Annotated in this window: 15 protein-coding genes; 4 read left to right on the top strand and 11 right to left on the bottom strand. The window is 40.6% G+C overall.

All coding sequences use genetic code 11. From position 1 onward, the window contains the following. Positions 1-99: 99 nt before the first annotated feature. The 3 genes from BM015_RS05230 to BM015_RS05240 form a co-directional block, all read right to left on the bottom strand. On the bottom strand, positions 100-1,236 hold the full coding sequence (locus BM015_RS05230; RefSeq protein WP_090655537.1) for an acyltransferase family protein: 1,137 nt from the start codon (positions 1,234-1,236) through the stop codon (positions 100-102). 162 nt (positions 1,237-1,398) lie between these two features. Further along, entirely contained in the window at positions 1,399-1,932 is a 534-nt protein-coding gene (locus BM015_RS05235) for a dihydrofolate reductase family protein (RefSeq protein ID WP_090655540.1), read from the bottom strand. A 198-nt stretch (positions 1,933-2,130) separates the two neighbouring features. After that, complete coding sequence (locus BM015_RS05240; protein ID WP_090655542.1) at positions 2,131-2,688, bottom strand: dihydrofolate reductase family protein; 558 nt, start codon at positions 2,686-2,688, stop codon at positions 2,131-2,133. A 140-nt stretch (positions 2,689-2,828) separates the two neighbouring features. Here BM015_RS05240 and BM015_RS05245 point away from each other — a divergent pair, with 140 nt between their 5' ends. Next, a complete protein-coding gene (locus tag BM015_RS05245; protein WP_090655545.1) occupies positions 2,829-4,085 on the top strand; it encodes an aspartate kinase in 1,257 nt (418 codons plus the stop codon). Positions 4,086-4,101: 16 nt separating this feature from the next. Here BM015_RS05245 and BM015_RS05250 read toward each other — a convergent pair whose 3' ends face one another. Beyond that, positions 4,102-4,482, bottom strand: coding sequence for an SET domain-containing protein (locus tag BM015_RS05250; protein ID WP_090655547.1), 381 nt, complete (start codon positions 4,480-4,482; stop codon positions 4,102-4,104). A 102-nt stretch (positions 4,483-4,584) separates the two neighbouring features. Here BM015_RS05250 and mgtE point away from each other — a divergent pair, with 102 nt between their 5' ends. After that, on the top strand, positions 4,585-5,991 hold the full coding sequence (mgtE, locus tag BM015_RS05255; protein WP_090655550.1) for a magnesium transporter: 1,407 nt from the start codon (positions 4,585-4,587) through the stop codon (positions 5,989-5,991). Between the two features lie 321 nt (positions 5,992-6,312). Here mgtE and BM015_RS05260 read toward each other — a convergent pair whose 3' ends face one another. From BM015_RS05260 to BM015_RS05290, 7 genes are all read right to left on the bottom strand, one after another. After that, positions 6,313-7,716, bottom strand: a complete 1,404-nt coding sequence (locus BM015_RS05260; RefSeq protein WP_090655553.1) for an aminopeptidase P family protein — start codon at positions 7,714-7,716, stop codon at positions 6,313-6,315. Positions 7,717-7,745: 29 nt separating this feature from the next. Continuing rightward, positions 7,746-10,148: a glycoside hydrolase family 127 protein gene (locus tag BM015_RS05265; RefSeq protein WP_090655556.1), complete on the bottom strand. Its 2,403-nt coding sequence runs from the start codon at positions 10,146-10,148 to the stop codon at positions 7,746-7,748. A gap of 173 nt (positions 10,149-10,321) precedes the next feature. Further along, positions 10,322-11,770 (bottom strand): APC family permease, encoded by a 1,449-nt coding sequence (locus BM015_RS05270; protein ID WP_090655559.1) that lies wholly within the window; start codon positions 11,768-11,770, stop codon positions 10,322-10,324. 58 nt (positions 11,771-11,828) lie between these two features. Continuing rightward, on the bottom strand, positions 11,829-12,128 hold the full coding sequence (locus BM015_RS05275) for a HigA family addiction module antitoxin (RefSeq protein WP_090656150.1): 300 nt from the start codon (positions 12,126-12,128) through the stop codon (positions 11,829-11,831). A gap of 10 nt (positions 12,129-12,138) precedes the next feature. Then, positions 12,139-12,420 carry a type II toxin-antitoxin system RelE/ParE family toxin gene (locus tag BM015_RS05280; RefSeq protein WP_090655562.1) on the bottom strand — a complete coding sequence of 94 codons (282 nt, stop codon included), beginning with the start codon at positions 12,418-12,420 and terminating at the stop codon, positions 12,139-12,141. A gap of 85 nt (positions 12,421-12,505) precedes the next feature. Continuing rightward, complete coding sequence (locus BM015_RS05285; protein WP_090655564.1) at positions 12,506-13,993, bottom strand: aldehyde dehydrogenase (NADP(+)); 1,488 nt, start codon at positions 13,991-13,993, stop codon at positions 12,506-12,508. A 108-nt stretch (positions 13,994-14,101) separates the two neighbouring features. After that, positions 14,102-14,728: a class I SAM-dependent DNA methyltransferase gene (locus tag BM015_RS05290; protein WP_090655567.1), complete on the bottom strand. Its 627-nt coding sequence runs from the start codon at positions 14,726-14,728 to the stop codon at positions 14,102-14,104. 191 nt (positions 14,729-14,919) lie between these two features. On the opposite strand from BM015_RS05290, the gene BM015_RS05295 reads away from it, so the two are divergent. Together BM015_RS05295 and BM015_RS05300 are read left to right on the top strand one after the other, a co-directional pair. After that, positions 14,920-24,486, top strand: coding sequence for a LamG-like jellyroll fold domain-containing protein (locus BM015_RS05295; protein WP_177191820.1), 9,567 nt, complete (start codon positions 14,920-14,922; stop codon positions 24,484-24,486). 65 nt (positions 24,487-24,551) lie between these two features. After that, positions 24,552-25,019 (top strand): hypothetical protein, encoded by a 468-nt coding sequence (locus BM015_RS05300; protein WP_090655573.1) that lies wholly within the window; start codon positions 24,552-24,554, stop codon positions 25,017-25,019. Positions 25,020-25,421 lie beyond the last annotated feature (402 nt).

Genomic DNA, 25,421 nt, shown 5'->3' on the forward strand with positions numbered 1-25,421 from the left:
AGTTAAGGAAACACACAAAGGCTTGCTCAACTATCTTACTGTTTAATATAATGAGTTTCCGGCTGTGATAATACAGGTTAACTGTATTGAACTTTATGCTTATACTTTTAAAAAGATTTTCTTTTTATATAAGATCAACATCGGAACCATTAATATCAGCACAAAGGTTACAGCGCCGGCAAGCGAAGCATTAATGGGAGAGAAGTTGGGAACAAAAATAGTTTGATATAAATATGTCTGCAGGTTTACTGTTTTGCCATCCAGGTCAAGATGAATCCAGCTTAAAACCGCTAATACCACATCGGCTGCAACGTAAGCTGTGATTGCATTTGCACCATACGCCACAAATGGCGTGATATATTTTTTGCGGTGATGCACATCAATCAACCAGTAAGAAACGGCCAGGCCGGTTGTGGCTAAACCGCCGGTGTATAAAACAAACGAACTTGTCCATAAAGCTTTATTGATAGGAAACCAGTTATTCCATATTAATGCAAGCATTATAGAAAAAACGGCAATAGTTAAAAGCCATGCAACTTTTTCCGCTTCTGTTTTATCAGTGCGTTTTAATGTGGTGCCCACCATTATGCCATATAAACAAGTGCCGATAGAAGGTAAGGTACTTAATATACCTTCGGGGTCCCAGGTTTTGGTACCGCTCCACATGTGCTCAGGTGTAAGAATATTATAATCTATCCATGCTGCCAGGTTTTTACCAGGTTCAAGAATAGCGTAACCATAACCGGGCACGGGCACTACCGTCATTAAAAAACAATACACAATAAGTATAATAGCAAATAACCAAAGCCAGGTTTTAAAATTTGTTTTGAGATAAATAATAGTACAGATAAAAAACACAATAGCAATGCGCGGCAATACACCCAATATCCTGAAATGATGAAAATTGAATACGAACAAAAAATGTATGATTACATAGATGAGATAAATTTTTATTGACCGCCACAAAGCTTTTAAGATAGCCGCTTTGTGCAGGCTTTTGTCTGCCTTTTTAGAGCTCATGGCATATACAATGGAAATGCCCACCATGAATATGAAGAAAGGAAATATAAGGTCGGTGGGCGTGCAACCATTCCATGTTGAATGTTCCAGCGGTGCATATACATAGCTCCAGTCGCCGGGGTTGTTTACCAAAATCATTGCAGCAATGGTTAAGCCGCGAAAAAAATCAAGTGAAAGCAAACGTTTTTTTTGCTGTGTAACAGTTGTGGAGGCCATTAATAATTTATTGGGCTAATTAAACAATCGTGAATACGCAGCCAAGATATTTAAATAACTTAAAAATTGTGTTGAAATTATTCTGGTTCTGTGCAAAGTGATACCGGAGAATAAACCGACGTTAACTATTAGGTTTTTCCTGGCGGCTTTTGTTTTTTACCGTTATTTTTTTCGCCTATAATGTAGTTGAGTTAATCCTGTATCAAACGTTTTTGTATTCAAAAGTTCAAGTAGTTGTTCAGGCCTGTTATCTTTAAATAATCTTGTTCCGTTACCAACCAAAATTGGTATGATGGAAATTATAAACTCGTCTATCAAGTCGTGCCGTAAAAGCTCATTTACAATTTCTGCGCCGCCATCACAGTAAATGTCCTTACCATTTTCAGATTTTAGTTGTTTTACCAGCTTAGCCAACTCTCCTGTGTAAAAAATTGTTCTGCCTGTTTTCGGCTTTTCAGTTCTTGTAATTACAAATATGTCACGCTGGCCGTTGTCATAATATGAGGGACCTATTTTTTCAAGCACGTAATCATAAGTTTTTCTTCCAAGAATAATCGTGTCAATGTTTGCAATGAATGCCGAATAACCGTAGTCTTCTTTTTCTTTTTCAACTATTTTCAGAAAGCTGAGGTCATCATTTGGTTTTGCAATGTAGCCGTCTAAACTTGTAGCTATAAAGAGTGATAATTTTCGCATAGTTTTTTATTTTCTGTTTTATTTCGTTGAGCCGTCTTTTAGCCTTACCTAACGTTCAAACACAGAATCGTATTGATGTAAATCAAAGGTTACTGCAAAATAAGCTTTGTGCTTCGCAGGCTACAATGTTCTTTAGCTGAGCAAGGCAAGCTATATACGGAAACATTGAGAAGAAGAAAGCTGCTTTGCTTTTTGTTGTTATTTTTTTATTTCGTAGCATAGTTCTATCATTCCGTTTTTGTATGCTGCCGTGTCTTTAAGGTGCAGTATTTGCTCTTGTCCAATATTGTCAAAAAACAATAGCCCATCCCCTAAAACAATTGGCAAAATGCTTACCCTTATTTCGTGTGCTAATTTTTGCCGGATAAGTTCTTTCGTAAGTATTGCGCCGCCTGCTACCCACACATTTTTGTAATTCGGTTTCAGTCGTTCGTTTACAAGTTTGTTTAGGTTGCCCGAATAAAATTCAATGTTTGGTTTATCGGTTGTCAGGTTCCTGTTTGTCAATACGATTGTCGGCTTTTCGCCATAAGCCCAGCCGTAAGATTTTGAAAGTTCCAAAGCGTGTTCATAAGTATGTGAGCCCATTATATAGCAATCTATTGTTTTTAGAAACTCTTCCGGGTCTTGCCCGTCAACGCCTTTATCATAATTGTGCGATGTATCAAACCATGAAATGCTATTATCCTTTTTGGCAATAATTCCGTCGAGGCTTGAAACCATGTGAATTGTTATTTTAAATTCTCCTGTTGCCATTTTCGAGTTGCCGCTTTGGCATGTTCGCTTTCTCTCAAATATACACAACTTCCAAACGTTTAAAATATTTACAGTTACTCTTGCCCTAAGAGGATTTACCTAACTGCCAGCTATCTTTGCGCGGTTTTCAAATAACATATATGAAGGTATTTAAGTTTGGCGGCGCCAGTGTAAATTCTGTTGAGCGCATTCAGCATATAAAAGATATTCTGTTGGCTTATAAAAATGAAAAGCTTATTGTTATTATTTCTGCAATGGGCAAAACAACCAATGCTTTGGAAAAAGTTACAGAAGCTTTTTATAACGGTAAAAAAGAAGAAGCGCTGCAGTTGTTTAATGTTATCAAAAACAATCATCTTACCACCGCTAAATATTTACTGGTTACGCATTACAATGCCTGTTATGAACAACTGAATAATTTTTTTACCGAAGTTGAATGGCTGCTGCATGATAAGCCTGTGCAGGAATATGATTATTACTACGACCAGGTTGTTTGTTGCGGCGAACTGTTAAGCACCTGCATCATCAGTTATTATTTGAATGAAGCGGGCGTTGCCAATAAATGGGTTGACGTGCGGGATATTATCCGCACGGATGATAATTTCAGGGAAGCAAATATTGACTGGGATTACACCTCTAAAAAAACTATACAACTCGTACAGGAGAACGATAATAATATCATACTAACGCAGGGCTTCATTGGCAGCACCGATGAAAATGAAAGCACCACGCTTGGCCGTGAAGGCAGCGATTACACCGCCGCTGTGTTTGCCAATATATTGAATGCAGAAAGCCAGACAATATGGAAAGATGTGGAAGGTGTGATGAGCGCCGATCCCAAACAATTTCCCGATGCGCAGTTAATGCCTGAATTAAGTTTTGATGAAGTGATTGAAATGGCTTATTACGGTGCGCAGGTCATTCATCCCAAAACCATAAAACCTTTGCAGAACAAAGGCATACCGCTGCATGTGAAATGTTTTTTAGATGCCTCGTTGCCGGGTACCATCATTTATAAAAAACAGGTAAAAAACCTTCCGCCTGTTATCATCATAAAAGAGAAGCAGGTTTTAATGCATTTGCACAGCCAGGATTTTTCTTTTGTGGGGGAGAAGCCTATGAGTGAATTATATAAAATGCTTGGCGAATTAAACATTAAACCTAACCTTATTCAAACCGGGGCCATAAGCCTGCAGTTATGTTTGGACGACCGTGTTGAAAAAATTGAACAGCTTGCAGCATCGGCCAGTTTAATTTTTGATGTTCAGGTGGAAAAAGACCTTTCGCTGCTAACCATCAGGCATTATACTGATGATTTACTTTTTAAGATGACCAGTAACAAACAAATCATCTTAAAGCAGCAAACACCTCAAACGGTGCAGATATTATACAGGTAAAATGTGAGAGGCTGCTTTACTTCGTATCAAACCAAACCGGCGTTGTATCATCTGGCGTGGCATTATAATTTATATAAAGCTCTTCGCCTTCTTTAATGTCTTTTACAGCCCGCACAGTCATGCGTTTCTTTCCAAATTCCATTTCATATTCGCAATTGGCATCGTAGCTGTGATTGTACATGGAGACATAACCCAAAGCAACAGCGGCTTTCTTTTTATCATCGCCCCATTCAAAAATATAATGGAATAATAAAGTTTTTTCTATGGCTTTGCGTTCTTCAGGGGTTAGTACAATTACCGGGGATATTTCTATGACTGTGCCTTTTTTAATATTTTTCACTGCAAATACGCCCCTGCCGCGTTTTGGCGATTTGCCAATGGTTACTGCTGCTATCATGAAAAGTTTATGATTAGGCCACAATATAATATGCGGCTTTTAATTCAGCACATTTAATATTGTTTTTCTTTGCAGCTACTTTTGTTTACCTAATTTGCGCGCATGAGCTTTGAATTAGAACAGCCTTCACTTTCAGAACAGTTTGACCAACTGATGCAGGCCAACGATCTTCAGGCTATACGCAGGTTTCTCGACGACCAGAATATTAGCGACGTTGCAGATCTTATTTACGACAACCCCGATTATGAGGCGCAGATAATTGCCAATATGGCTATTAACCGCGCCGCCGCCGTATTTAAAATTCTTGACCTTGCCCGGCAAAAACAAATTGTGCAGGAACTGCCTTCGTTTAAAACAGCAGAATTATTAAACGAGCTTCCTGCCGATGACCGTACAGATTTCCTGGAAGAATTACCCAAAGAAGTTATACGCGATTTAATAAAATTGCTCAACCCCGAAGAAAGAAAAGTAACGCTTTCCATGCTCGGCTACCCGGAAGACAGCGTGGGCCGTTTAATGACGCCGGATTACATTTATGTATATCCTTTCAATACCATTGAACAGGTGTTAAACGTCATTCGAAAGGTGGGCAAAAACTCGGAAACTATTGATGTTATTTATGTAATTAACCGCAGGGGCGAACTGATTGATGACTTAAGGATACGCGATATAATTCTTTCTTCGCCCGATAAAAAAATTGAAGACCTGATGGATGAACGTGTAATTGCATTACACGTGAAAGATGACCAGGAACATGCTAACGAAGTATTTAAAATGAATAACCGCGTTGCCCTGCCGGTAACCGATGATAACAATATACTGCTTGGCATTGTAACCATTGATGATATGCTTTGGGTGGCCAACGAAGAGTTCAGCGAAGACATACAAAAGATTGGTGGTACCGAAGCATTGGATGAGCCCTATCTCGATACACCTTTATTCAAACTGGTGCGCAAACGCGCCGGCTGGCTTATTGTATTATTTCTTGGCGAATTATTAACGGCAACAGCCATGGCGCGTTATAACGATGAAATTGCCAAGGCCACCGTACTTGCAATGTTCATCCCACTTATTATGAGCAGCGGCGGCAACAGTGGTTCGCAGGCTTCAACGCTTATTATACAGGCAATGGCCGTGGGCGATATTTCACTAACCGATTGGTGGCGGGTAATGCGCCGCGAAATCTTAAGCGGCCTTTTACTTGGTGGTATTTTGGGTATTATTGGTTTTATACGGATTTTCTTATGGCACATGCTAATGGTAAATGGCGTTATTGAAAATTTATATGGCGAACACTGGTTATTAATTGCCATAAGCGTAGGCATATCTTTAATTGGGGTCGTCTTATGGGGCACATTAAGTGGTTCCATGCTGCCCATTGCTTTAAAGAAGTTTGGCGCCGACCCCGCTGTATCATCCGCGCCGTTTGTGGCAACGCTGGTTGATGTTACCGGCATCGTTATTTATTTTTCCATTGCTTATATGTTTCTGCAGGGAATATTACTGTAGAAGGGCATTTGTATGTTATCAGCGGTTAATGCTTCATGGCACTTCTGTTGTGCTATCTGTCCCGATTTTAATCGTTACCTCCTTTTCACTACATAATTTCATGGTAAGAATAAAGCTACCCGGCAGCTTTTTATTTTATGAACAGAGAATATCAATGCTTCATCGCGCAGGTTTGTATGTGGCAGGTTATTGCAACCCACCGGAAGGGAAAGCAGCAGTAAAACGCGGAAAATGATTGAAGAAAACGCGGAAAAGAAACGGCTTTACGCGGAAAAAAGGCAGTGTTTTGGGGAGTTTTTTAAAATTAATTCGCAGTTTTTTTCATGCATTCTGCCTTATTGCTTCAATTTCATCTGCTTCTTTTATAAGATGTTTTCCAAGTTTCTGAGAGCCCTCATCAGTAATGAGATAATTATCTTCTATACGAATGCCGGTAAAATTCCTGTATTGTTCAACCACATCATAATTTATAAAATCGTTCAGTTTATTTTCAGCCTTCCAGCGATCAATTAACTCCGGTATAAAATAGAGGCCTGGTTCCACAGTTAATACAAAACCGGGCTTTAATTGTTTTGCCAGCCGCAACGATTTCCAGCCAAACTCCCTGCTCTTTTTAAGCGCATCGGTATAACCAACATATTGTTCGCCCAGGTCTTCCATATCATGCACATCCAAACCCATTGCATGGCCAACGCCGCATTGAAAAAATAAAGTATGCACGCCTGCATGCACGGCTTCTTCCGCATTGCCTTTTACAAGGCCTAACTGTTTTAAACCTTCCAATAATTTAATACTTGCCTGCCTGTGAATTTCCCTGAACTCAATGCCCGGCTTTAATAATTGTGTTGCATGGTTCAGCGAAGCAAGCACCACATTATACATTTCTTTTTGCCGCGTTGAAAATGTTTTTCCTGCAGGGAAAGTGCGGGTAAGGTCGCCTGCATAATGCATTGCATTTTCAGCGCCGGCATCCATCAAAACCATATCACCTTCTTTCAATTTGTTGCCATGATAATGGTTGTGTAATGTTTGCCCGTTTACTGTAAGAATGATTGGATAAGATAAACGCCCGTTATTTGCTAAAGCTATTGCTTCCACTTTTGCCGCCACTTCATATTCCATCATGCCGGGCTTTGCCAGTTGCATGGCAGCAAGGTGCATATCCGCACTTATGGAAACTGCATTGTTTAATTGCTCCACTTCACAGGCTTCTTTGCATTCCCTTTGCGCAATAACAGCTTTAATTAATTTTAATGAAGCTGATTGTGATACATCATTTAAACTTATATCAAGCCATTGCGATAGTTTTATTTTATTTTCTGCGCGATAAGGCGGCAGTATATGCACAGGCTGCTGTTTTGATTTTGCCGTTTGAACAGCCGCTTCAATTTTATGGTATGGTTGTGTAGCGGTAACGCCAACATTGGCTGCAAGCGCTGCGATGGAAGGCAACGGGCCTGTCCAGATAATATCATCCATGCTTACATCGTTGCCAAAAATAATTTCGTTGCTGTTATCAACATCAATAATGGCGGCAAGCATGGGAACATCCAAACCAAAATAATAAAGAAATGTGCTGTTCTGCCTGAAGGGAAAGCAATTATCTGCATAATTCATCGGGCTGTCTTCATTGCCCAATAAAACTATAAGGCCGCCGCCCACATTTTCTGCAAGGCGTTTTCTCCTGCTGATATAAATCTCTTTGTCAAAAAGATGGTTGTTCATGCAGGCAAGTTACCATCATTTGCCAAAACTTATTCCACTATCCATTCATGCACACCGGCGGCATCGTTCTTTGGCAATTGAATAATCAGTCTTAATCCCGTAGTTGTTACAGGTTTAAATTCAACTGTGTTGTATTTGTCTTTTGCAATTTCGTAATCACTGGTGTTGTTCACCGGCAGCCATTCATTGCCCTGCTTGTATAATAGTTTCCATGATGCCGGCAAATCGCAGCCGCCCGAAGGTTTATCATCATACCAATACACTTTACTTTTTGAAATGGTATAAGCTGAATTGAAATCGTATTGTATCCATTTCGTTGTATCCTTTTCAGGCCAGAAATGCAAATAGCCCATGCTTTGGTCATGGCTGTCTGATGGTTCATACTGGTCGTGCACCGCTTTAAGCATAAGTACATTTTTTACAGATGATGTAACGGTTGCTTTTGAAGCAATGGTAGGCTCTGCTTTGGGCGTTGCAATACCGGCTTTATAAGGTATCCACACTTCCATTTCGCCGCTGCCGCGGTTGTTCCAGCTATAATAAGGAATAGCGGTTATGGTTTGTGCCGGTGAAGCGGGAGCATTATTTTTTGTGGCCTGGTAGCCTGTAAAATTAATCTCTGTAATGCCGTTTAAAACACCGGGTTTATATACGGCATTAAACACAGAACCCGTATCGGCAACAAGGCTCATTACTGAACTGTCTTTCTGGTCAACGCCTTCAACGCAATACACTACCGGGCCACGTTGTAAAGCAAAGCGGCCCACATCGGCTTTTACTTTTGCATTGGCAGTTACCTTCTGAATATCCATTGGAAAATCCACGGTTATTTTATCGCCTTTTTTCCAGGTGCGGTTAATAACAGCATAACCATTTTGCAGGGTGTAATTTATTTTTTCGCCGTTTATATACACAGGAATAACTGCAGCATCATTATCCAAAAAAGCATACAGGCTGCTGCCCGTTACCGGCTCATTTCTTGTCCATCCCGGAATGCGTATATGCATGGTAAAACTGCTTGTTTTAGCAGGCTCAACCGTTATATCCACTTTGCCTTTCCAGGGATATTCTGTTTGCTCCACCAGTTTTACATCAGTTGTTTTTAATTTAATGGTAGCATTGTTGCTCACGAATAAATTTACATAGAGGTCATCTGCATCCTGTGCATAAATATATCCCGGCATAGAAGGTAAAAACCGCGTCATATTAGAGATGCAGCAGGCGCAATCGAACCAGGCGCTGCGCTGGTGCTGGCCCACGGAAGCCAATGGGTTTGGATAAAAAAAACGGTTGCCGCTTAAAGATATGCCGCTGAGCAAACCATTGTACAGCGTGCGTTCCAGCACGTCCATATATTTAGAATCGCCGTGCAGTAAAAACATGCGCTGGTTCCAGTAAACATTGCCGATGGCGGCACAGGTTTCTGCATAAGCGCTCATGTTGGGCAAATCGTAAGCCTCGCCAAAAGCCTCGCCATTGTTGGTAGCGCCAATGCCGCCGGTGATGTACAGTTTACGCCATGTAACATCATCCCATATTGTATCAATGGCATCTAAGTAGCGCGTATCATTCGTTAAGGCTGCCACATCGGCCATGCCGGTGTACATGTAGGCGGCACGCACGGCGTGGCCTTCTGCTTCCGTTTGGTCAACCACCCTTTTATCGGCCTGGTTATAGGTTTCGCCATTAGGGCCGCGAACATCGAGAAAGAATTTAGCCAGCTTTAAATAATCTTCTTTGCCGGTGGCGCGGTACATTTTTACCAGGCCTAATTCTACTATCTGGTGGCCCGGATATTCATGAATACCATCAGGCCCAAAAGTTTTAACCAGCAGGTCGGCATTCTTTATAGCAATATTTAATAAAGATTTTTTACCGGTGGCTGCATAATGTGCTACGGCTGCTTCGTACAGGTGGCCGCTGTTGTATAATTCATGGCTTAAAACAGAATCTTTTTCCCAGCGTTTGCTGCCAATCCAGTCGTGAGGTGTATTGGTAGTTTGTTTAGCATCAATAACACCGGCTGTACGAAAAGTATATAAATAACCGTCCGGTTCCTGTGCCGCGCCAATGATGTTTATGAGCGTATCTAACTGCCTGTCCAGCCTGGCATCATATTTTTCCTGCAGGCTGTATGAGGCGCCTTCAATCAATTTATATAAGTCTGTATCATCAAAAGGATATACGGTGAGTTTGCCTTTTTTCTTATGTGCCGCTATTAAAAAATTATCAATTCTTCCATGCACGCGGCATTGATCTAAAATATACGGAATAGTAACGGTGGCATTTGTTTCCAAACGCGGTTTCCAGAAATCATCAGTTAAATGCACCTGTGTAAAAGCCACCGGCTGAATGGGGTAATCCGGTTTTTGAGCTATGGCTATATTTAAAAGAAGACATGCGGCGGCTACGCATTTAAAATTTTTTTTCATCAGGCTTGTTTTTAATACTTGTTTGAATGTTGGCAAATACAATATCGTTCTTACACAGTTAATATGGATATGTCTATTAAATGTCAATATTACAAATAATAAATGAAATGCCAACTTGTGTAAAATGCAACAAAGCCTTTGACTGGTATATACACTTTTTTGCCTGGGGAAAATTATTCTTTCATCAGTGCTTCATCATCTTCCGGCGCTTCCTCAATTACATGTTTGTGTTTCCACACAAAATAATAAATGGGAATGCCCAATAATACAATACCTAATCCGGGCCAGGTATAGTCAGGCCTGTATTTGAGTAAGGAGATGCAGATAATGCTTGCGGCAATTACATACAACATAGGTAATACAGGATAGCCGAAAGCTTTATAAGAGCGGGGGATATCCGGCCTTTTTTTGCGCAAAATAAATATGCCAATGATGGTAAGAATATAAAAGATCAGCACGGTAAAGATGATATAATTCAGCAGGTCGCCATAGCGGCCGCTTAAGCATAAAACGCTTGCCCACAGGCATTGAATCCATAAGCCGCGTGCAGGCACCGCATTCTTATTTAATTTTCCCACCTGCTTAAAAAACAACCCGTCTTTTGCCATAGTATAATACACCCTGGCGCCCGAAAGTATGAGGCCGTTATTGCACCCGAATGTTGACACCATCAGCATTACGGCAATAATAGCGGTGCCGCCGCTCCCGAAAATAAGTTTGGCAGCATCCACGCCCACGCGGTCGTTTTCTGCATTGGCAATGCCCTGTAAAGGCATTACTGCGAGGTACATTAAATTGGTGGCCGTATAAATTAATGTTACGATAAGCGTTCCGAGAAAAAGCGCCAGGCCGATATTGCGTTTCGGGTTTTTAATTTCATTGGCAATAAAGGTTACATTATTCCAGCTGTCGCTGCTGAACAAGCTGCCTACCATTGCACCTGATATAGCGCCAATGCCGGCAAAGCCTATGTATGGAACCAGCATATCGCCATCCATTTTTCCGAAAGAAAAACCCGTTGCCCAATTGGTATCCCATGTGGTTTTACTGGCGGCCATAAAACCAAATATTATCAACCCGAATAAAGCTGCCAGTTTTACAAGCGTAAAAAAAGTTTGAATAATCTTTCCTTCTTTTACACCCATTGTATTTATTGCTGTGAGAAAAATAATTAAGAGGATGGAGGTTATTTGCGCCGCCGATATTTTTACAAAGCCAATATCTGCCAGTATATTGGCTTCGCCCAATGAAGGAAAAATATAGGAAGCAAATTTGCTGAAGGCAACGCCCACAGCGGCGATAGTTCCCGTTTGGATAACAGCGAAAAAACTCCATCCATACAAAAAGCCGGTTAAAGGATTATATGCCTCTTTAAGATAAACATACTGCCCGCCTGCTTTTGGAAACATGGCGCTTAATTCCCCATAACTTAATGCGGCAATCAATGTGAGCACGCCGGTTAATATCCAAAGCAAAATAAGCCAGCCTGCAGAACCGACGGTGCGTGTCATATCGGCGCTTACAATAAAAATACCGGAGCCTATCATAGAGCCCGCCACAATCATGGTAGCATCGAGCAGGCTGAATGATTGTTTAAACTTTTTTGAAGTGGATTCCTGCATGGGAGAGTTTTGATTGCCAAGTGGTTTTACTATACGAACAGCAGTAATAAAAAGGTTTTTAAGCTAATTCCGTATTGATAGTTTTTATTGATTTCAGCGTTGTTTGTTTAATTATTGTTTCTTCTTCTATATCAAAATCATCCTGAAGGCCAAGCCAGAATTTTGCTGAATTGCCGAAATACTTACTTAACCTTAAAGCTGTGTCAGCAGTGATTCGTCTTCTTCCTTTAATAATTTCAGAGACTCTCGTTTGCGGAATTTCTATATCCTTTGCAAGTTTATATGCAGAAATATTAAGCGGTTGCAAAAACTCTTCTAAAAGAATTTCCCCCGGATGTATGTTTTTAAGTTTTGCCATTGAAAAAAATTTAATGATAATCAATTATTTCAACTTCAGAAGCATTGCCTGAACCCCATTTAAAAATTATTCTCCACTGGTCATTTATTCTTATGCTGTAAAACGCTTTCAGGTTTCCTGATAATTTTTCCAGCCTGTTTGAAGGCGGTATCCTTAAATCAGAAATGTCAACAGAGTTGTTCAGCATTCTTAATTTTCTTCTCCCTATATTTTGAATTTCATTAGGAACTTTTTTAACCCTGGTGCCATTCCATATTTTTTTTGTATCAGAATTACCGAATGAGACTATCATACTGCTGCCTGAAATTACTAACGCTAAAAGTAAGTATACGCGTGCAATTCATAAAATTTAGATATAATGCTCTTTCATTTCATTTTTATTTCCCCACAGCATCTCTTGTATAAACGTTATTCACCAGCCGCAGAATGCCCAGCGGGTTATCATTCTTTAGTGCATCCGGCAGCATGTTGTCATTAAAATTCTGTAAGCATATTGGCCGCACCCAGCGCTTAATGGCAGTTGTGCCAACCGATGTAAATCTTGCATCCGTTGTGGCAGGGTAGGGGCCGCCGTGCACCATACTGGCGCACACTTCAACGCCGGTTGGCGCATTGTTCAGCATTATCCTGCCTGCCAAAGTATGTTGCACTTCTATAACATCGGCATATTCTTCAATATCTTTTTCTGTTGCCATTATAGAAGATGTAAGCTGTCCCTTTAAACTTTGCAGGCATTGTATTAATTGCGCTTTATCATCGCAGATAACAGCGAGAGAATAGGGGCCGAATATTTCTTCTGTAAAATGTTTATTGGCCAGGAAATTATTGGCTGAAACGGTTGCTATCAATGAACCTGCTTCCATGTCATTAACTGCTGCAGATGACTGTGCAATAACCTGCAAGCCCTGCTGCGCCTGCATTTCAGCCAGCCCTTTTTTATACGATGAACAAATGCCGCTATGTAACATTTTTTGCGGCTGCACTTTAGTAATTTCTTCGCCGAGTGCCTGTAAGAAATTATCAAAGCCTTCGCTTTTTATACCTAACAATAAACCGGGATTGGTACAAAACTGGCCCACACCCAATGTAATGGATGCTGCATATTGCGCTGCCAATGCTTTTGCATTCTTATTTAAAGTATCAGGATAAAAAACAACAGGGTTAATGCTGCTCATTTCTGCAAAAACAGGAATGGGTATTTCACGCTGGCGGGTATATTCAACCAATGCTTTGCCACCTGCAAAAGAGCCGGTAAAGCCTACGCCGGTTGTGCGTGGATGTGTAACCAGCGCCTTGCCTGTTTCATTACTTGTATCCGTTACATGCTGCACGGTGTATTGCGGAACACCTGATTGTTTTATCGCTTTTTCTATGGCTGTAAAAACAAGCGCCGATGTTTTTGGATGCGCCGGGTGTGCTTTTATAACTACGCTTGATCCCGCAGCCAGCGCACTGGCTGTATCGCCGCCGGCTGTGGAAAATGCAAAAGGAAAATTACTGGCGCCAAAAACAATTACAGGGCCAACCGGTACGAGCATTTTACGAATGTCGGGCTTTGGCGGTGTGCGGCCTGCATCGGCTGTATCTATGCTTGCTTCCACCCAACTGCCTTCCGTAATTAGTGAGGCAAACATTTTAAGCTGGCCGGTAGTGCGTGATATTTCACCGTTTAATCTTGCCGCAGGTAAATTGGTTTCTTCATTGGCAACGGGTACCAGTTCGTTACGCAGCTTTTCAATTTCATCTGCTATGGTTTCTAAAAATGCAGCATGTTTCTGCGAAGGCAATTTCTTGTATTGATTGAACGCATCAAAAGCCTGCTGCATTATCACATCAATGTTTGTTGTTGTTTCAGTGTTTGGCATTTGCGGTATAATAATTTATTTTAAAAGATTTATTGCAGGTAAAACTAATAGCGTCTAAGATAAGGGTATAGTTTTTAATTGCAGAGCAAGAAAGATATATCGTTCATTTTATTTCCTTTTAAATAATAATGTAAGTATTCTTGGAACAGAAGTTTTATCATTATCATCAAAAAGCTCATCAATCAATATAACCTGAAATCCGTTTTTATCTGCGGCTTTTATAAAATCAGATAAATGGTGCATAAAGCAGGTTACCAGCTGCGTGCCTTTATCCGTTTCAAATTTTGCTTTCGAGCCTGTGTATTGTTTAAAAGGATGCAGTTCGCCAATATATAAATAACCGCCCGGTTTTATTTTTTCAGATACTTTATTAAAAACGCTGTCAATGTCTTTAATATGCTCAAGCACCAGGCTGAATACGCCTATGTCAAACTGCCTGTTTGTAAAATTCCATATTCCGTTAATATCAAACTGAAGAAAGCTAACCTTGCCTTTATATGTTTTATTCCTGGCTTTGTTCAGCATTTCTTCCGACAGGTCAATAGCCAAAATATCTTCTGCTTTTGCAGCCAGCCATTCCGTGTTTTTACCTGTTCCGCAACCAACCTCCAGGCAACTTGTAAAATCAATATTGCTTAATGTTTGCCTTAAAGAAACTGCTTCAAGGTCGCGGGTTTTATTCAGGCCAGTATCATATTGCGCCGCCCAATTATTATATGCTTCTCTTACATTCATTATAATAAAATGGTTTAAATAATTCGTATGTTCAAATGTATAAAATGCCAGCGCAATGCAGCATTTAAGACCGGTAACAACAGTTAATGAATAGCTTATTTAAGCTATTGCCCGCCCTTACACCCCAGTTTACATTTACAGGCTATACAAATAACTGCACCTGCTTCACCAGGCCTGAAAAAATGATGTTTATGAAAGATATCTACGCAACAAGCTTCTTACCACGCACCTGTTATTTTTTTAAATCATTACTGCTGGCCGCAGTGTTAGTAAGTTTAACTCCGAAACAGGCTGCTGCCGATATATGGCAAAACACCAATGATTTTTTTTATACAGCTTCGTTTGATGCTGCCAGGGGCTCATTTCATGTGTATGTGCGGTTTTACGATGCCAGCCCAATAGCTTACCTGCATAATATATACCTTGCCTATACAACAGATAATAATACCTATACCGATCTATATCGTTTCACTGATAATACGGTTGAAAAATTATCATCTCCAGTTTCCAATATCACCTCTTATGGGGAATACCTTAATGGACAAAACCGATGGGCCGATATTGAAATAGGGATTGACAATAACATAAAGGATATAAAAAATGTAAAACTTTATGGAAAAGAAGGAGATGCCAGCGGCTTTTGGTTTTATCGTTCAGCAAATGGCATCCCAGCCACAGCTCCGGTAAACGGCACAAGAACGGTTACCATACAGCAAATGAGCGCTTTTACGCTGGCGCCCGTAACGTTTATTACAACCGGCATTATAGCACCCCGCGCATTGGTTGGCTATAAAAAAACGCTGAACGATGTTGATAAAGTTAGCAGGATGCAATTGTTTTATGATAACGGAACGCCGGCATCAGGACTGTATAACAGCGTCGCTTCGGATTTTGTATATGATACCATATTTACATTTAATGGAGAACAAGGCTACTATTATAAACAACAGGCCTATTTTGATGATATTTCCGGCGCCTATCCTTATGGCAGGGTGAATATGAATTCCCCCGTTATACAGGTGCCCGCTTTCCCGCTGCCATATTCAATGCGCGGTTATTATGATACAAATAGCCATGCAATAAAACTGAGTTGGGATATGGATCCTGTTACAGCAGGTAATTACGTAACAAGTGATTTTAAACTGCAGGTAGATAGTGACCCTTCTTTTTCAAACCCAACGGAAAAAACAATTTCTTATAATTCCACAGGCAACACATTCAGTTATGATGTTGCCAGTAATTTAAGCCCGCACATGTATTTCCGCGTGTCGAGAGATTATAACAATACAAACTGGCACCTGTGGGATGTGGGAACAAGTTTTGATTTAAATGTGCCCTTTACCAAATTTGATACGTCGAAGATCAGCGTTAGCCTGTTGCCCGATAATACAGTAAAAATTATGTGGCCTGTAAATACAACTGCATGGCTGCCGGGCGCTTCTTTTATTATAACCAAACTCGATTATACCAATAACACGCAATCTGAAATTAAGTTAAGCGAAACCGATTTTATAAAAGGTTTTTATATTGATAAGCTGATTGCAACCTGTACTGAATATCATTATACGGTGCAGGTTGTTCCGCCTGCCAATTCAAACTTCACAGCCTGGGAAGCAGTGCCGTTAAAGGATAGTATTATCCGTTCAAATATCGGCGATCTTATAAGCATAAGTGCATCAAAAGGCTATTTCCCCAATCGTACAGAACTGAGCTGGAATTCCACAGGTTCATTCAGTAATTATATTGTGGAACGTGCAGAATATGGAATGAATAATTATGTGAAGATCGGTACCGTAAGCGCATCCGGAGATGGCAGTTACCAGCTGGATGATGAAAAAGGAATACCCGGCACGTATTATTCTTACAGGATCATTGGCATGATAAATTGCAATAACAAGCCGGTTTATGCAAAAGACACTTTATATGCTATTGGCTTCAGAAGCCCCACGGGTAATATATATGGCCGTGTGCGCTATGAAAACGGGCAGAGTGTAACAGGCGTTTCGGTAAGGCTGGAAAGCAAAGACGCTGTGCGCCAGGGAAAAAGTATTTACATGGATGGCACACCCAACAGTTATCTTTCTGTTGATTCACTCAAAACAAATTTGAATGATATAGCAACCATAGAAGCATGGATAAAACCTGATGATGCAAATCCTTCCAACCAAACTATCATCAGCCGCAAAGGCCAGTATGAATTAGGTTTTGATGGTGATGGAAAGATATATTTTAATGCAAACGGCGTTATTGCGAAAGGCGATTATAAGAATATAAACCAGTCGTTCATACACATTGCAGGCATACGCACACAGGATGCCGTAATGATAATGCTGAACGACAGCATTATAGCAAATGTTACTGCTGCTATTACGATAAGTGCTCCGTATAAAGGTTTGTTGATTGGTAAAAACGAAACCGGCAATTATTTTAAAGGGTTTATTGATGAGGTGCGTATATGGAATAAAGCAATTGCTGATTCCGTTATTGCACGCGATTACACCAGGCTTATAACAGGAAGTGAAGATGGCCTTATTGCTTACTGGCGCTTTGATGAATCTGTTACAAACCAGTTCTTCGACATATCATCCAATGGCTCGCATTATAATCAGAATGATGGTATTATTTACGGAGCAGCCATTCATACAGATGCCATTCCAACGCCGGAACAGCTTTCACTGAAAGCTTATACGGATACATCGGGCAACTATTTTATATCCGGCGTTCCTTATACCGGCAACGGCACCACTTATGCCATTGTTCCGCTGCTGGGCACGCACCAGTTCGATCCTGCTTCTGTAAACAGGCTTGTATCGCCGGGCGCTACCGAGTTCACGGTTGACTTCACTGATAAATCATCTTTTCCCGTAAGCGGTTATGTGTATTACAGAAATTCAACCGTGCCTGTAAGCGGTGCTCAGTTTAAGATTGATGGTGTGTTTGCACAGCAGGATAACGGAACCATTATTGAATCTGATGTAACAGGCGCTTTCACCATTAATGTACCGGTTGGCTATCACGAAGTAAAAGCCGTTAAAACCAATCATGTTTTTGTGAATGATGGAAAGATAACAGACCGTTATGGCAACAATATTAACTACCAGGATAACACACTAAACGCAGTAAAGCTGTATGACAGCACCACTATTCGTTTCGCAGGCCGTGTTGCAGGCGGCTCTTTGCAGGAAGCACTTCCTTTGGGGCATTCTTTATCAACAAATAATTTGGGTAAAGATTTATCTGTAACACTTGCTTTAACATCGGGTAATAAATATGATTTGAGAAATGGCAACGACAGCACTTTGCTTACGTATCATTTACTGCCCTCCAATGAAACGGATTCATCCAAAATTCATAAAACAAGGGTGCAGTATTTTCAGCACCAGATTGTTATTTATCCTGATTCTTTAACCGGTGAGTTTGTAGCCGATATTATACCCGAACAGTTTATAACATCCAATGTTTCTGCAACAGGATGGAATAATATCCTGGTTGATCCTGTAACATTAAAACCTTATACAGTAACGCTCGACCTTACCAATAAATTTTTTACAGATTCTTCTGTTCACAGCTATACAGACTCTGTATATAAGAATCCCCAAAAACCTGATAGCGGCTATAATTATACTAACTATAAAGATGTGTTTACTTACAACGCTTCTTATCAGTTTATTAAACGTGTTATTCCTGCAGTAAGCATAACACAGGTGGATTACAGCAATAATGAGCTTCCTTATTTTGGTGATTCAAGCTACCAGGCTGTATCGTTTCTTGGCGCTAAGGAAAGTATTTCAACTGTTGACCTTTCAAAAAACAATCAAAGCAAATATTTGCTTGGCAACCCCATCTTCACGCAAAATGCTGCTTATAATTTTAAGATAAGGGCATTTGAACAATATCCTTTCTATACATCTGCCACAACTGTGGCCGGAGTGGATAGTGTGCCCACCGGAGATGGCTTTGTAACCATTACAAATAATATAAAGAAAAATAGTTTGCCCGATACCATGAGCCTTAACAGCGATGGTATAGCATATTATAATTTTACAACAGGCGATCCTGCATCTGTGAATGAAGGCGGTGTAAAGAATTTTTCAGCTAATGTAAAATTCGGGCCTGCCACTTTTGTTGACTGGCTTTGGTATGGCAGCAAAACAATGAAGGGCTTTATTATGGGCGGCACCCAAACCGGAACAGACTTTGTTACGCAGGGCCCCGACAAAATATTGATGATATTACGTGATCCGCCAGGATCAAAAAGTTATTCTTTTGCAGAAAAAGGCTCTTCTATAAACGAGCTTTCAACTTATTCCGGTTCTTATGATAATGTGGGCAATGAAAGCCTTACCCAAAAGCTTGGCGCCAAACTCGTAACTTTTACAGGCGTTGGTGCAGGCACTATACAAAGCGCTGAAAGTTCAACTGGTGTTACTGTTGGCATTAACCATGAGGAACATTATTCCTATACCAATACAAAAAGCTCAACCACCACCTTAACCACAGATTTTAAAACAAGCGATGACCCGTTATTTGTAGGCACACCCGCAGATGTGTTTGTAGGCTACTCAACCAATATAACTTATGGCGCCAGTAACAACGTCACGCTTATTAATAAAAAAGATAAATATGCTGATGATATACCCATAACAGACAGTACAAAAGATTATATCGTTGTGCAGCGGTCAGGCATTAATCTCAGCGAACAATTCGGGACCTTGTTTGCTTATACGATTGATCATATTACAAGGAATGTTATACCCGGCTTAATTGCTTTACGCAATAACTTTCTGAATACGCCTTTAACCATAGCGGATTCATCTGCTGCACAGGCAAAAGCTAATGCCGACGGCAAACCGGTTTATATTTCAAAGCTTTCACCATCTGATCCCAATTACGGGAAGTCTAATAACGATACAAAAGCATTTCCGGCAAGTGCTATAACAGCAGGTTTTAACGGGCCGAGCTACCGCATTTTCTTTCCACAACAATCGGATTACCGTTCTGATACGATAATGACGTTAAATCAGTTTGCTGCAGGCTGGGAAGCAAGGCTTGCAGAAAATGAAAAAGCTAAATTAAACGCCACCCTGCTGCAGAACTATTCATTTACGGCAGGCAGCCCGGTAAGCTATTCAAAAACGGTAACACACGACACTACTGATACGCATTCATTCAGCATTGTTATCGGCGCTAATATCGGCGCCAGCACAGATGTTGATATTTTAGGTAATGGTTTTGAGTTAAGTATTGAAGAGACAAATTCCACCACACAGGGCGGCGCTTTTGAAACAACAACCGGCACCTCAAAAAACATTGGTTTTGAACTTTCTTCTTATGGCGTAAATGATTATTTAAGTGTGGATGTAAAATCAGATGGCGACAGCAGTTTTGTTTTCGCAACAAAAGGCGGCCAAACCTCCTGCCCGTATGAAGGTGAAGAAACAACCCAATATTACCAGCCCGGTACTATTTTAAACCAGCCTACAGTTGCCATAGAAGTGCCGGTATTATCCATTGACGAACCAGTGGCTTCCAACGTGCCTGAAACAAGGCCTGCAACTTACAACCTTGTGCTTAGCAATAATTCCACCGTAAAATCAGATGCTTACTTTACATTGCTTTACCAGGATGTTGACAGCATAAAAGGCGCAACCATTTCAATTGACGGAACACCCATTGGCGGTTCCGGCGGCAGCGGCCGTTTAATAACCATACCGCAAGGCGCTACTATTACAAAAGTGCTTACGCTCACCAAAGGCCCGGATGCGAATGATTATAATAATATACCCATCATATTAAAATCACAATGTGATTATACGGCAGCAGATACGCAGTACATATCAGCGCATTTTATTCCCGGCTGTTCAGATATAGCATTGGCTGCGCCGGATAATAACTGGATATTGAACACGGGATCGGATACAGATGCAACAGGCATAAGGTATATTCCTGTTACCATCAATAAGTTTGATGTAAACAATCAATATTTCAATCATGTTGAATTGCAGTATAAGCCATCATCTGCCAGCGCCTGGAGCACAGTGATGAATTTTTATCCTGACAGCAGCCGGTATGATGCAGCACAGGAACCGAAGCAAATTATTGAGAACGCTTCGGCCATAACTTATAATCTTAAAATGGATGATGGTTCGTTCAACGACCAGGCTTACGACATTCGTGCCGTAGCTGCCTGTGTGCTTGGGCCGGGCAACACTGTTGTAACGCCTTCTGATATTGCAAGTGGTATTAAAGACACTTACAACCCGCGTTTGTTTGGTAACCCGCAACCTGCAGATGGTATATTGGATTTGGGTGAAGATGTGCGCCTTAACTTTAATGAGCCCATTGAAGGCGGGCTGCTCACCAATTCAAAATTCCAGGTTACGGGCATACGCAACGGCGCAAAATCAGACAACTCTGTATCCGTTAAGCTCGATGGAGAAAACGATCATCTAAGCACGGAATTTTCAAAAAATTTTACCGGTAAAAACATTACTGTTGAAGCCTGGATATTGCCCACAGCAGCAGAAGATGGAACTGTATTCAGCCAGGGTGCAGCCAATAATTCGCTGGAGCTTGCAATAACGGCGGATAATCATATAGAGCTGATCGTTGGCGCTAAAAAAATAACCAGTGATGCAGCGGTGATAACGCCGGGTTTATGGTCGCATGTTGCATTGGTGTATAACGATTCAACTAAAAAAGTTTCAGCTTTTTACAATTTCGTACAGGTTATAAATGATGTTGCTGTCAGCGCTTACACAGGCACAGGCAATTTTGAGTTTGGCAAAAGCATAAGCAGGCAGGGCAATTATTTTAAAGGCAATATGCACGATGCAAGAATATGGACGAAAACACTTACTTCGGTTGAGCTGCAGTTGAACAGTCATACCATATTATCCGGCGCTGAAAACAGCCTGCTTGGTTATTACCCGATGGATGAGGGCAAAGGCACGATTGTTTATGATAAAGCGCGTGGCTCAAATGCTGTGCTTACGGGCAACTGGAATACACCGGCAGGCAAAGCAATAGCATTTGCAGGCAAGGGTTATTTAAAGATGAATACAGCGTACGCGCCCATTACTTCATCCATGGATTATACGATTGAATTGTGGTTTAAAGCTGCGCCGGGCCAGGCAAATGCAGCGCTTGCCGCCAGCGGAAAGGGCGATGGAACAGATGGAGGCGGTTCATTAAATACATTCTTCCTTGGCTTTGAAAACAGTAAACTTACTTTCAGGAATAACGGCTTTGAAGTGCATGCCGATAAAAATTATCTCGATAATAACTGGCATAGCGTTGCAGTTGCCGTAAACCATGTTTCAGGCACTGCGCAATTATATGTGGATGGCGAAATGCAAAAGTATTTTGATGCCAATGCGCTCGGCGGCCTGGCGGCGCCTTATACTTATCTTGGCGCAAGGCCTTTCCAGGATAAAGATTCTATAAACGTAACAACATTCGACCGTTATTTCAATGGCAATATTGACGAATTCAGGATATGGAATTCTTATCTCAGCCAGGCTATTATCAATAATAACAACAATACAAAACTGCAGGGTAATGAGTTGGGTTTGATGACGTATTATCCTTTCGAAAAATACTACACAAGTAATACGGGCATTATTGAAACGGATTCCACTTTATTTGACCAGTCAGCAAACACAGGCGTTATGGTTTATGGTGAAAGAAAAGAGAGTTTAATAAGCGATGATATGGCGCCTGTAAAAGACAGAGGCCCCGTAGCGGATCTTTCATTTGATTATGTTGTGAACAATGATGCGCTCATTATTAACCTCACAGAAACAAAACAGGCTATTGATAAAACGGTTGTAACATTTAAGGTGAAAGATGTGGCTGATAAAAATGGCAACTATCTGCTTTCGCCTGTAACATGGACGGCTTATATTGATCAAAACCCTTTAAAATGGAGTGATGATGAACTTAATCTTGCAAAAGATATAGATGCTTCATTACAATTTGAATCATACATAATAAACAAAAGCGGCATTGCACAAAACTTCACACTTGATAATCTTCCTAAATGGCTTACGGCAGATATTACATCAGGCGTAATTGAAGCGGCGGGAAAACAGAAAATAACTTTCACTGTAAATGAGCACACCAATATTGGTGCATATAATGAAGTTGTATATGCAAGAAATAATGATGGCCAGGCTAATGGCTTGTCTGTGAACCTTACTGTAAAAGGCAAACAACCGGATTGGTCTGTTGATCCCGGCGCTTACAAGTATAACATGGGAGTGTATGGAAAGATCCGAATTAATGATGCGTTTTCAATCAATACAAATGATCTGCTTGCAGCATTCATTAACGGTAAATGCGTGGGCGTTACCAATAACACTTATAATGCAACCAACGATCTCTGGTATGCTTTCTTAACAGTATATAGCAACGAGGTTACGGCAGATAATGTAGAGTTCAGGCTATGGGAAGCTGCAACGGGAAAAACCTACCAGGCCATACCATCGCAAACAATAGAATTTAAAAACGATGCTATAACAGGCAGTTCATCCGATCCCGTAATCTTTGATGGAAAAGAAATGATATTCCAGGATATTGAATTGAATAAAGGATGGAACTGGATATCTTATAATGTTGCCAATGCAAACTTTGCCGATGTGAATGCAACATTGCTGAACGGGCAGTGGTCATCCGGCGATATAATCAAGCATAATGATATAGGCTTTGATCAATATTCATCAACGCAAGGATGGATTGGAACGCTTCCATCATTCAACAATACTTCTATGTATATGCTTAGCACAGCTAATGCTCAAACGCTGAGCATCTCAGGCGCAGCTATAAGCGTTGATAGCACCTCCATACCATTAAAAGGAGAACGGTGGAGTTACATCAGTTACCTGCCTGGCATGACTTTGAGTGTAAAGCAGGCCCTGGCAGGTTATAATGCAACAGAAGGCGATATTATAAAATCACAAACCGGTTTCAGCATGTATGATGAACAGAACGGGTGGATTGGCAGTCTCGGTTATCTTGAACCGGGTAAAGGGTATATGTTCTACAGGAAAAATGCAATTGATACAAGCTTCTATTACCCGGCCAATGTTGACCCGCTCGATGGTTTAAGAACAGGAACTGTAAGCAATGGCAGCGTCAACACGCTGGAAATGCCGGTAAGAAGTAATAGCAGCTATGCCGGCAACATGACGGTGACAGCAGTGCTGAATGATGCTTATGAATTATTGCCCGGCGATATGGTTATTGCACATTCATTAAGCGGGGAAAGAGGGAAAGCAAAACCTGTTATTAACCCGGTAACAAACAGCCTTGCGCTCTTTTTCAATATAGCTGCTGAAACAGGCGAGGGGATTTATTTTACGCTTGAACGAAATAACAAAACAATAGCCGTTTCTAACATTCAGCTATCTTATAATACTGATGATCGCATAGGCAGTCTTGATAAGCCGTTTGTTATACAAATGAGGGCGAATAAAACTTTCATCAGCGCTTATCCAAATCCTTTTCATAGTAATATAAATATTTTAGTTGATGTTCCTGCATCAGAAGCCACATCATTGCACGAAGTGTATATTTCAATATATAGCCTGGCAGGCAAACTAATTATGAACACCGGCAGACAAACTATGTACAACGGACATTACCAGTTACAATGGGATGGCAGAGGTGCTAACGGTCATGATTGTGCGGCAGGTGTTTACCTGGTGAATGTTTGGGTAGATGGAAAACCATACGCTTACAAGGTTATTAAATATTAATTTATAAAAAATGCTCATAACAGGCTGTTCATGCAATAGCCTGTTATGTTTCAAAAAAATATTTTATGAGATACAATAAATTATTCCTGCTGATGGCAATTACCTTATATGGCATTCTAAGCAGTTGTTCTAAAAGTGGTGATAAGCCTGGTGAAAATAACGGTAATACACAAAAACAATATCCTGCGCCCAACTGGCAAACGACAGATGCATCTACCCTTGCTTACAGCATGACGGCGGTGATATCTGTTTCTGACAGTTTAAAACAAACTGTGAGCACCGGCGATGAAATGGCGGCATTTATTGGTGATGAATGCCGCGGCATTGGTGTTTATGTTGAAAGGGACAGCGCTACACCGGTTTTTTATGTTTTGATAAAAGGCGCTGCAGATGAATCAGGCTACCTGAGTTTTAAATATTACAATAAGCAAAGCAGGTATATGTATTCAACAGATGAAATCATCCATTTCAAAATTGATGATAATTATGGAACAGTTGATGACCCCGCTATACCCATGTTTGAACCAATGTAGGTTGTTGGATTGTTGGCATCAGGCAAATGCAACATTTATTAAATCATCCTGCGATTACAGTTTATCCGCCACTGCGAATAAGGCTGGTTAAGGTTTATTTTTCCTCTTCTTTTTAATGATTTTTTGAAGAACGTAGCTTCTGAACCTATTGTTTCTGACGCCTGCATAAACAATGTGTTTTACATAAGCCTTAAAAATAATTTTAAAAAAACTTGCTTAAACGATTAAATGCCCTTACTTTCGTTTTTTATCTGCTGTTGTTGAAATGTGTTTGTTCGATTGCTTAAACGATTAACCATCTATTTTTTGCTTTAAACTGTATCGGCTCTGTAAAAAAATCAAAATTTGCTTAAACGATTAAATTCTCCTCTATGTATTGCTTAACCAAAATCGAAAAATTTT

Origin of the sequence: Parafilimonas terrae (assembly GCF_900115755.1) — a bacterium.
GTDB lineage: Bacteria > Bacteroidota > Bacteroidia > Chitinophagales > Chitinophagaceae > Parafilimonas > Parafilimonas terrae.

Coding starts and splice junctions, on each gene's coding strand:
- BM015_RS05230 (WP_090655537.1), bottom strand. CDS start 1,236: ATGGCCTCCACAACTGTTACACAGCAAAAAAAACGTTTGCTTTCACTT.
- BM015_RS05235 (WP_090655540.1), bottom strand. CDS start 1,932: ATGCGAAAATTATCACTCTTTATAGCTACAAGTTTAGACGGCTACATT.
- BM015_RS05240 (WP_090655542.1), bottom strand. CDS start 2,688: ATGGCAACAGGAGAATTTAAAATAACAATTCACATGGTTTCAAGCCTC.
- BM015_RS05245 (WP_090655545.1), top strand. CDS start 2,829: ATGAAGGTATTTAAGTTTGGCGGCGCCAGTGTAAATTCTGTTGAGCGC.
- BM015_RS05250 (WP_090655547.1), bottom strand. CDS start 4,482: ATGATAGCAGCAGTAACCATTGGCAAATCGCCAAAACGCGGCAGGGGC.
- mgtE (WP_090655550.1), top strand. CDS start 4,585: ATGAGCTTTGAATTAGAACAGCCTTCACTTTCAGAACAGTTTGACCAA.
- BM015_RS05260 (WP_090655553.1), bottom strand. CDS start 7,716: ATGAACAACCATCTTTTTGACAAAGAGATTTATATCAGCAGGAGAAAA.
- BM015_RS05265 (WP_090655556.1), bottom strand. CDS start 10,148: ATGAAAAAAAATTTTAAATGCGTAGCCGCCGCATGTCTTCTTTTAAAT.
- BM015_RS05270 (WP_090655559.1), bottom strand. CDS start 11,770: ATGCAGGAATCCACTTCAAAAAAGTTTAAACAATCATTCAGCCTGCTC.
- BM015_RS05275 (WP_090656150.1), bottom strand. CDS start 12,128: ATGGCAAAACTTAAAAACATACATCCGGGGGAAATTCTTTTAGAAGAG.
- BM015_RS05280 (WP_090655562.1), bottom strand. CDS start 12,420: ATGATAGTCTCATTCGGTAATTCTGATACAAAAAAAATATGGAATGGC.
- BM015_RS05285 (WP_090655564.1), bottom strand. CDS start 13,993: ATGCCAAACACTGAAACAACAACAAACATTGATGTGATAATGCAGCAG.
- BM015_RS05290 (WP_090655567.1), bottom strand. CDS start 14,728: ATGAATGTAAGAGAAGCATATAATAATTGGGCGGCGCAATATGATACT.
- BM015_RS05295 (WP_177191820.1), top strand. CDS start 14,920: ATGAAAGATATCTACGCAACAAGCTTCTTACCACGCACCTGTTATTTT.
- BM015_RS05300 (WP_090655573.1), top strand. CDS start 24,552: ATGAGATACAATAAATTATTCCTGCTGATGGCAATTACCTTATATGGC.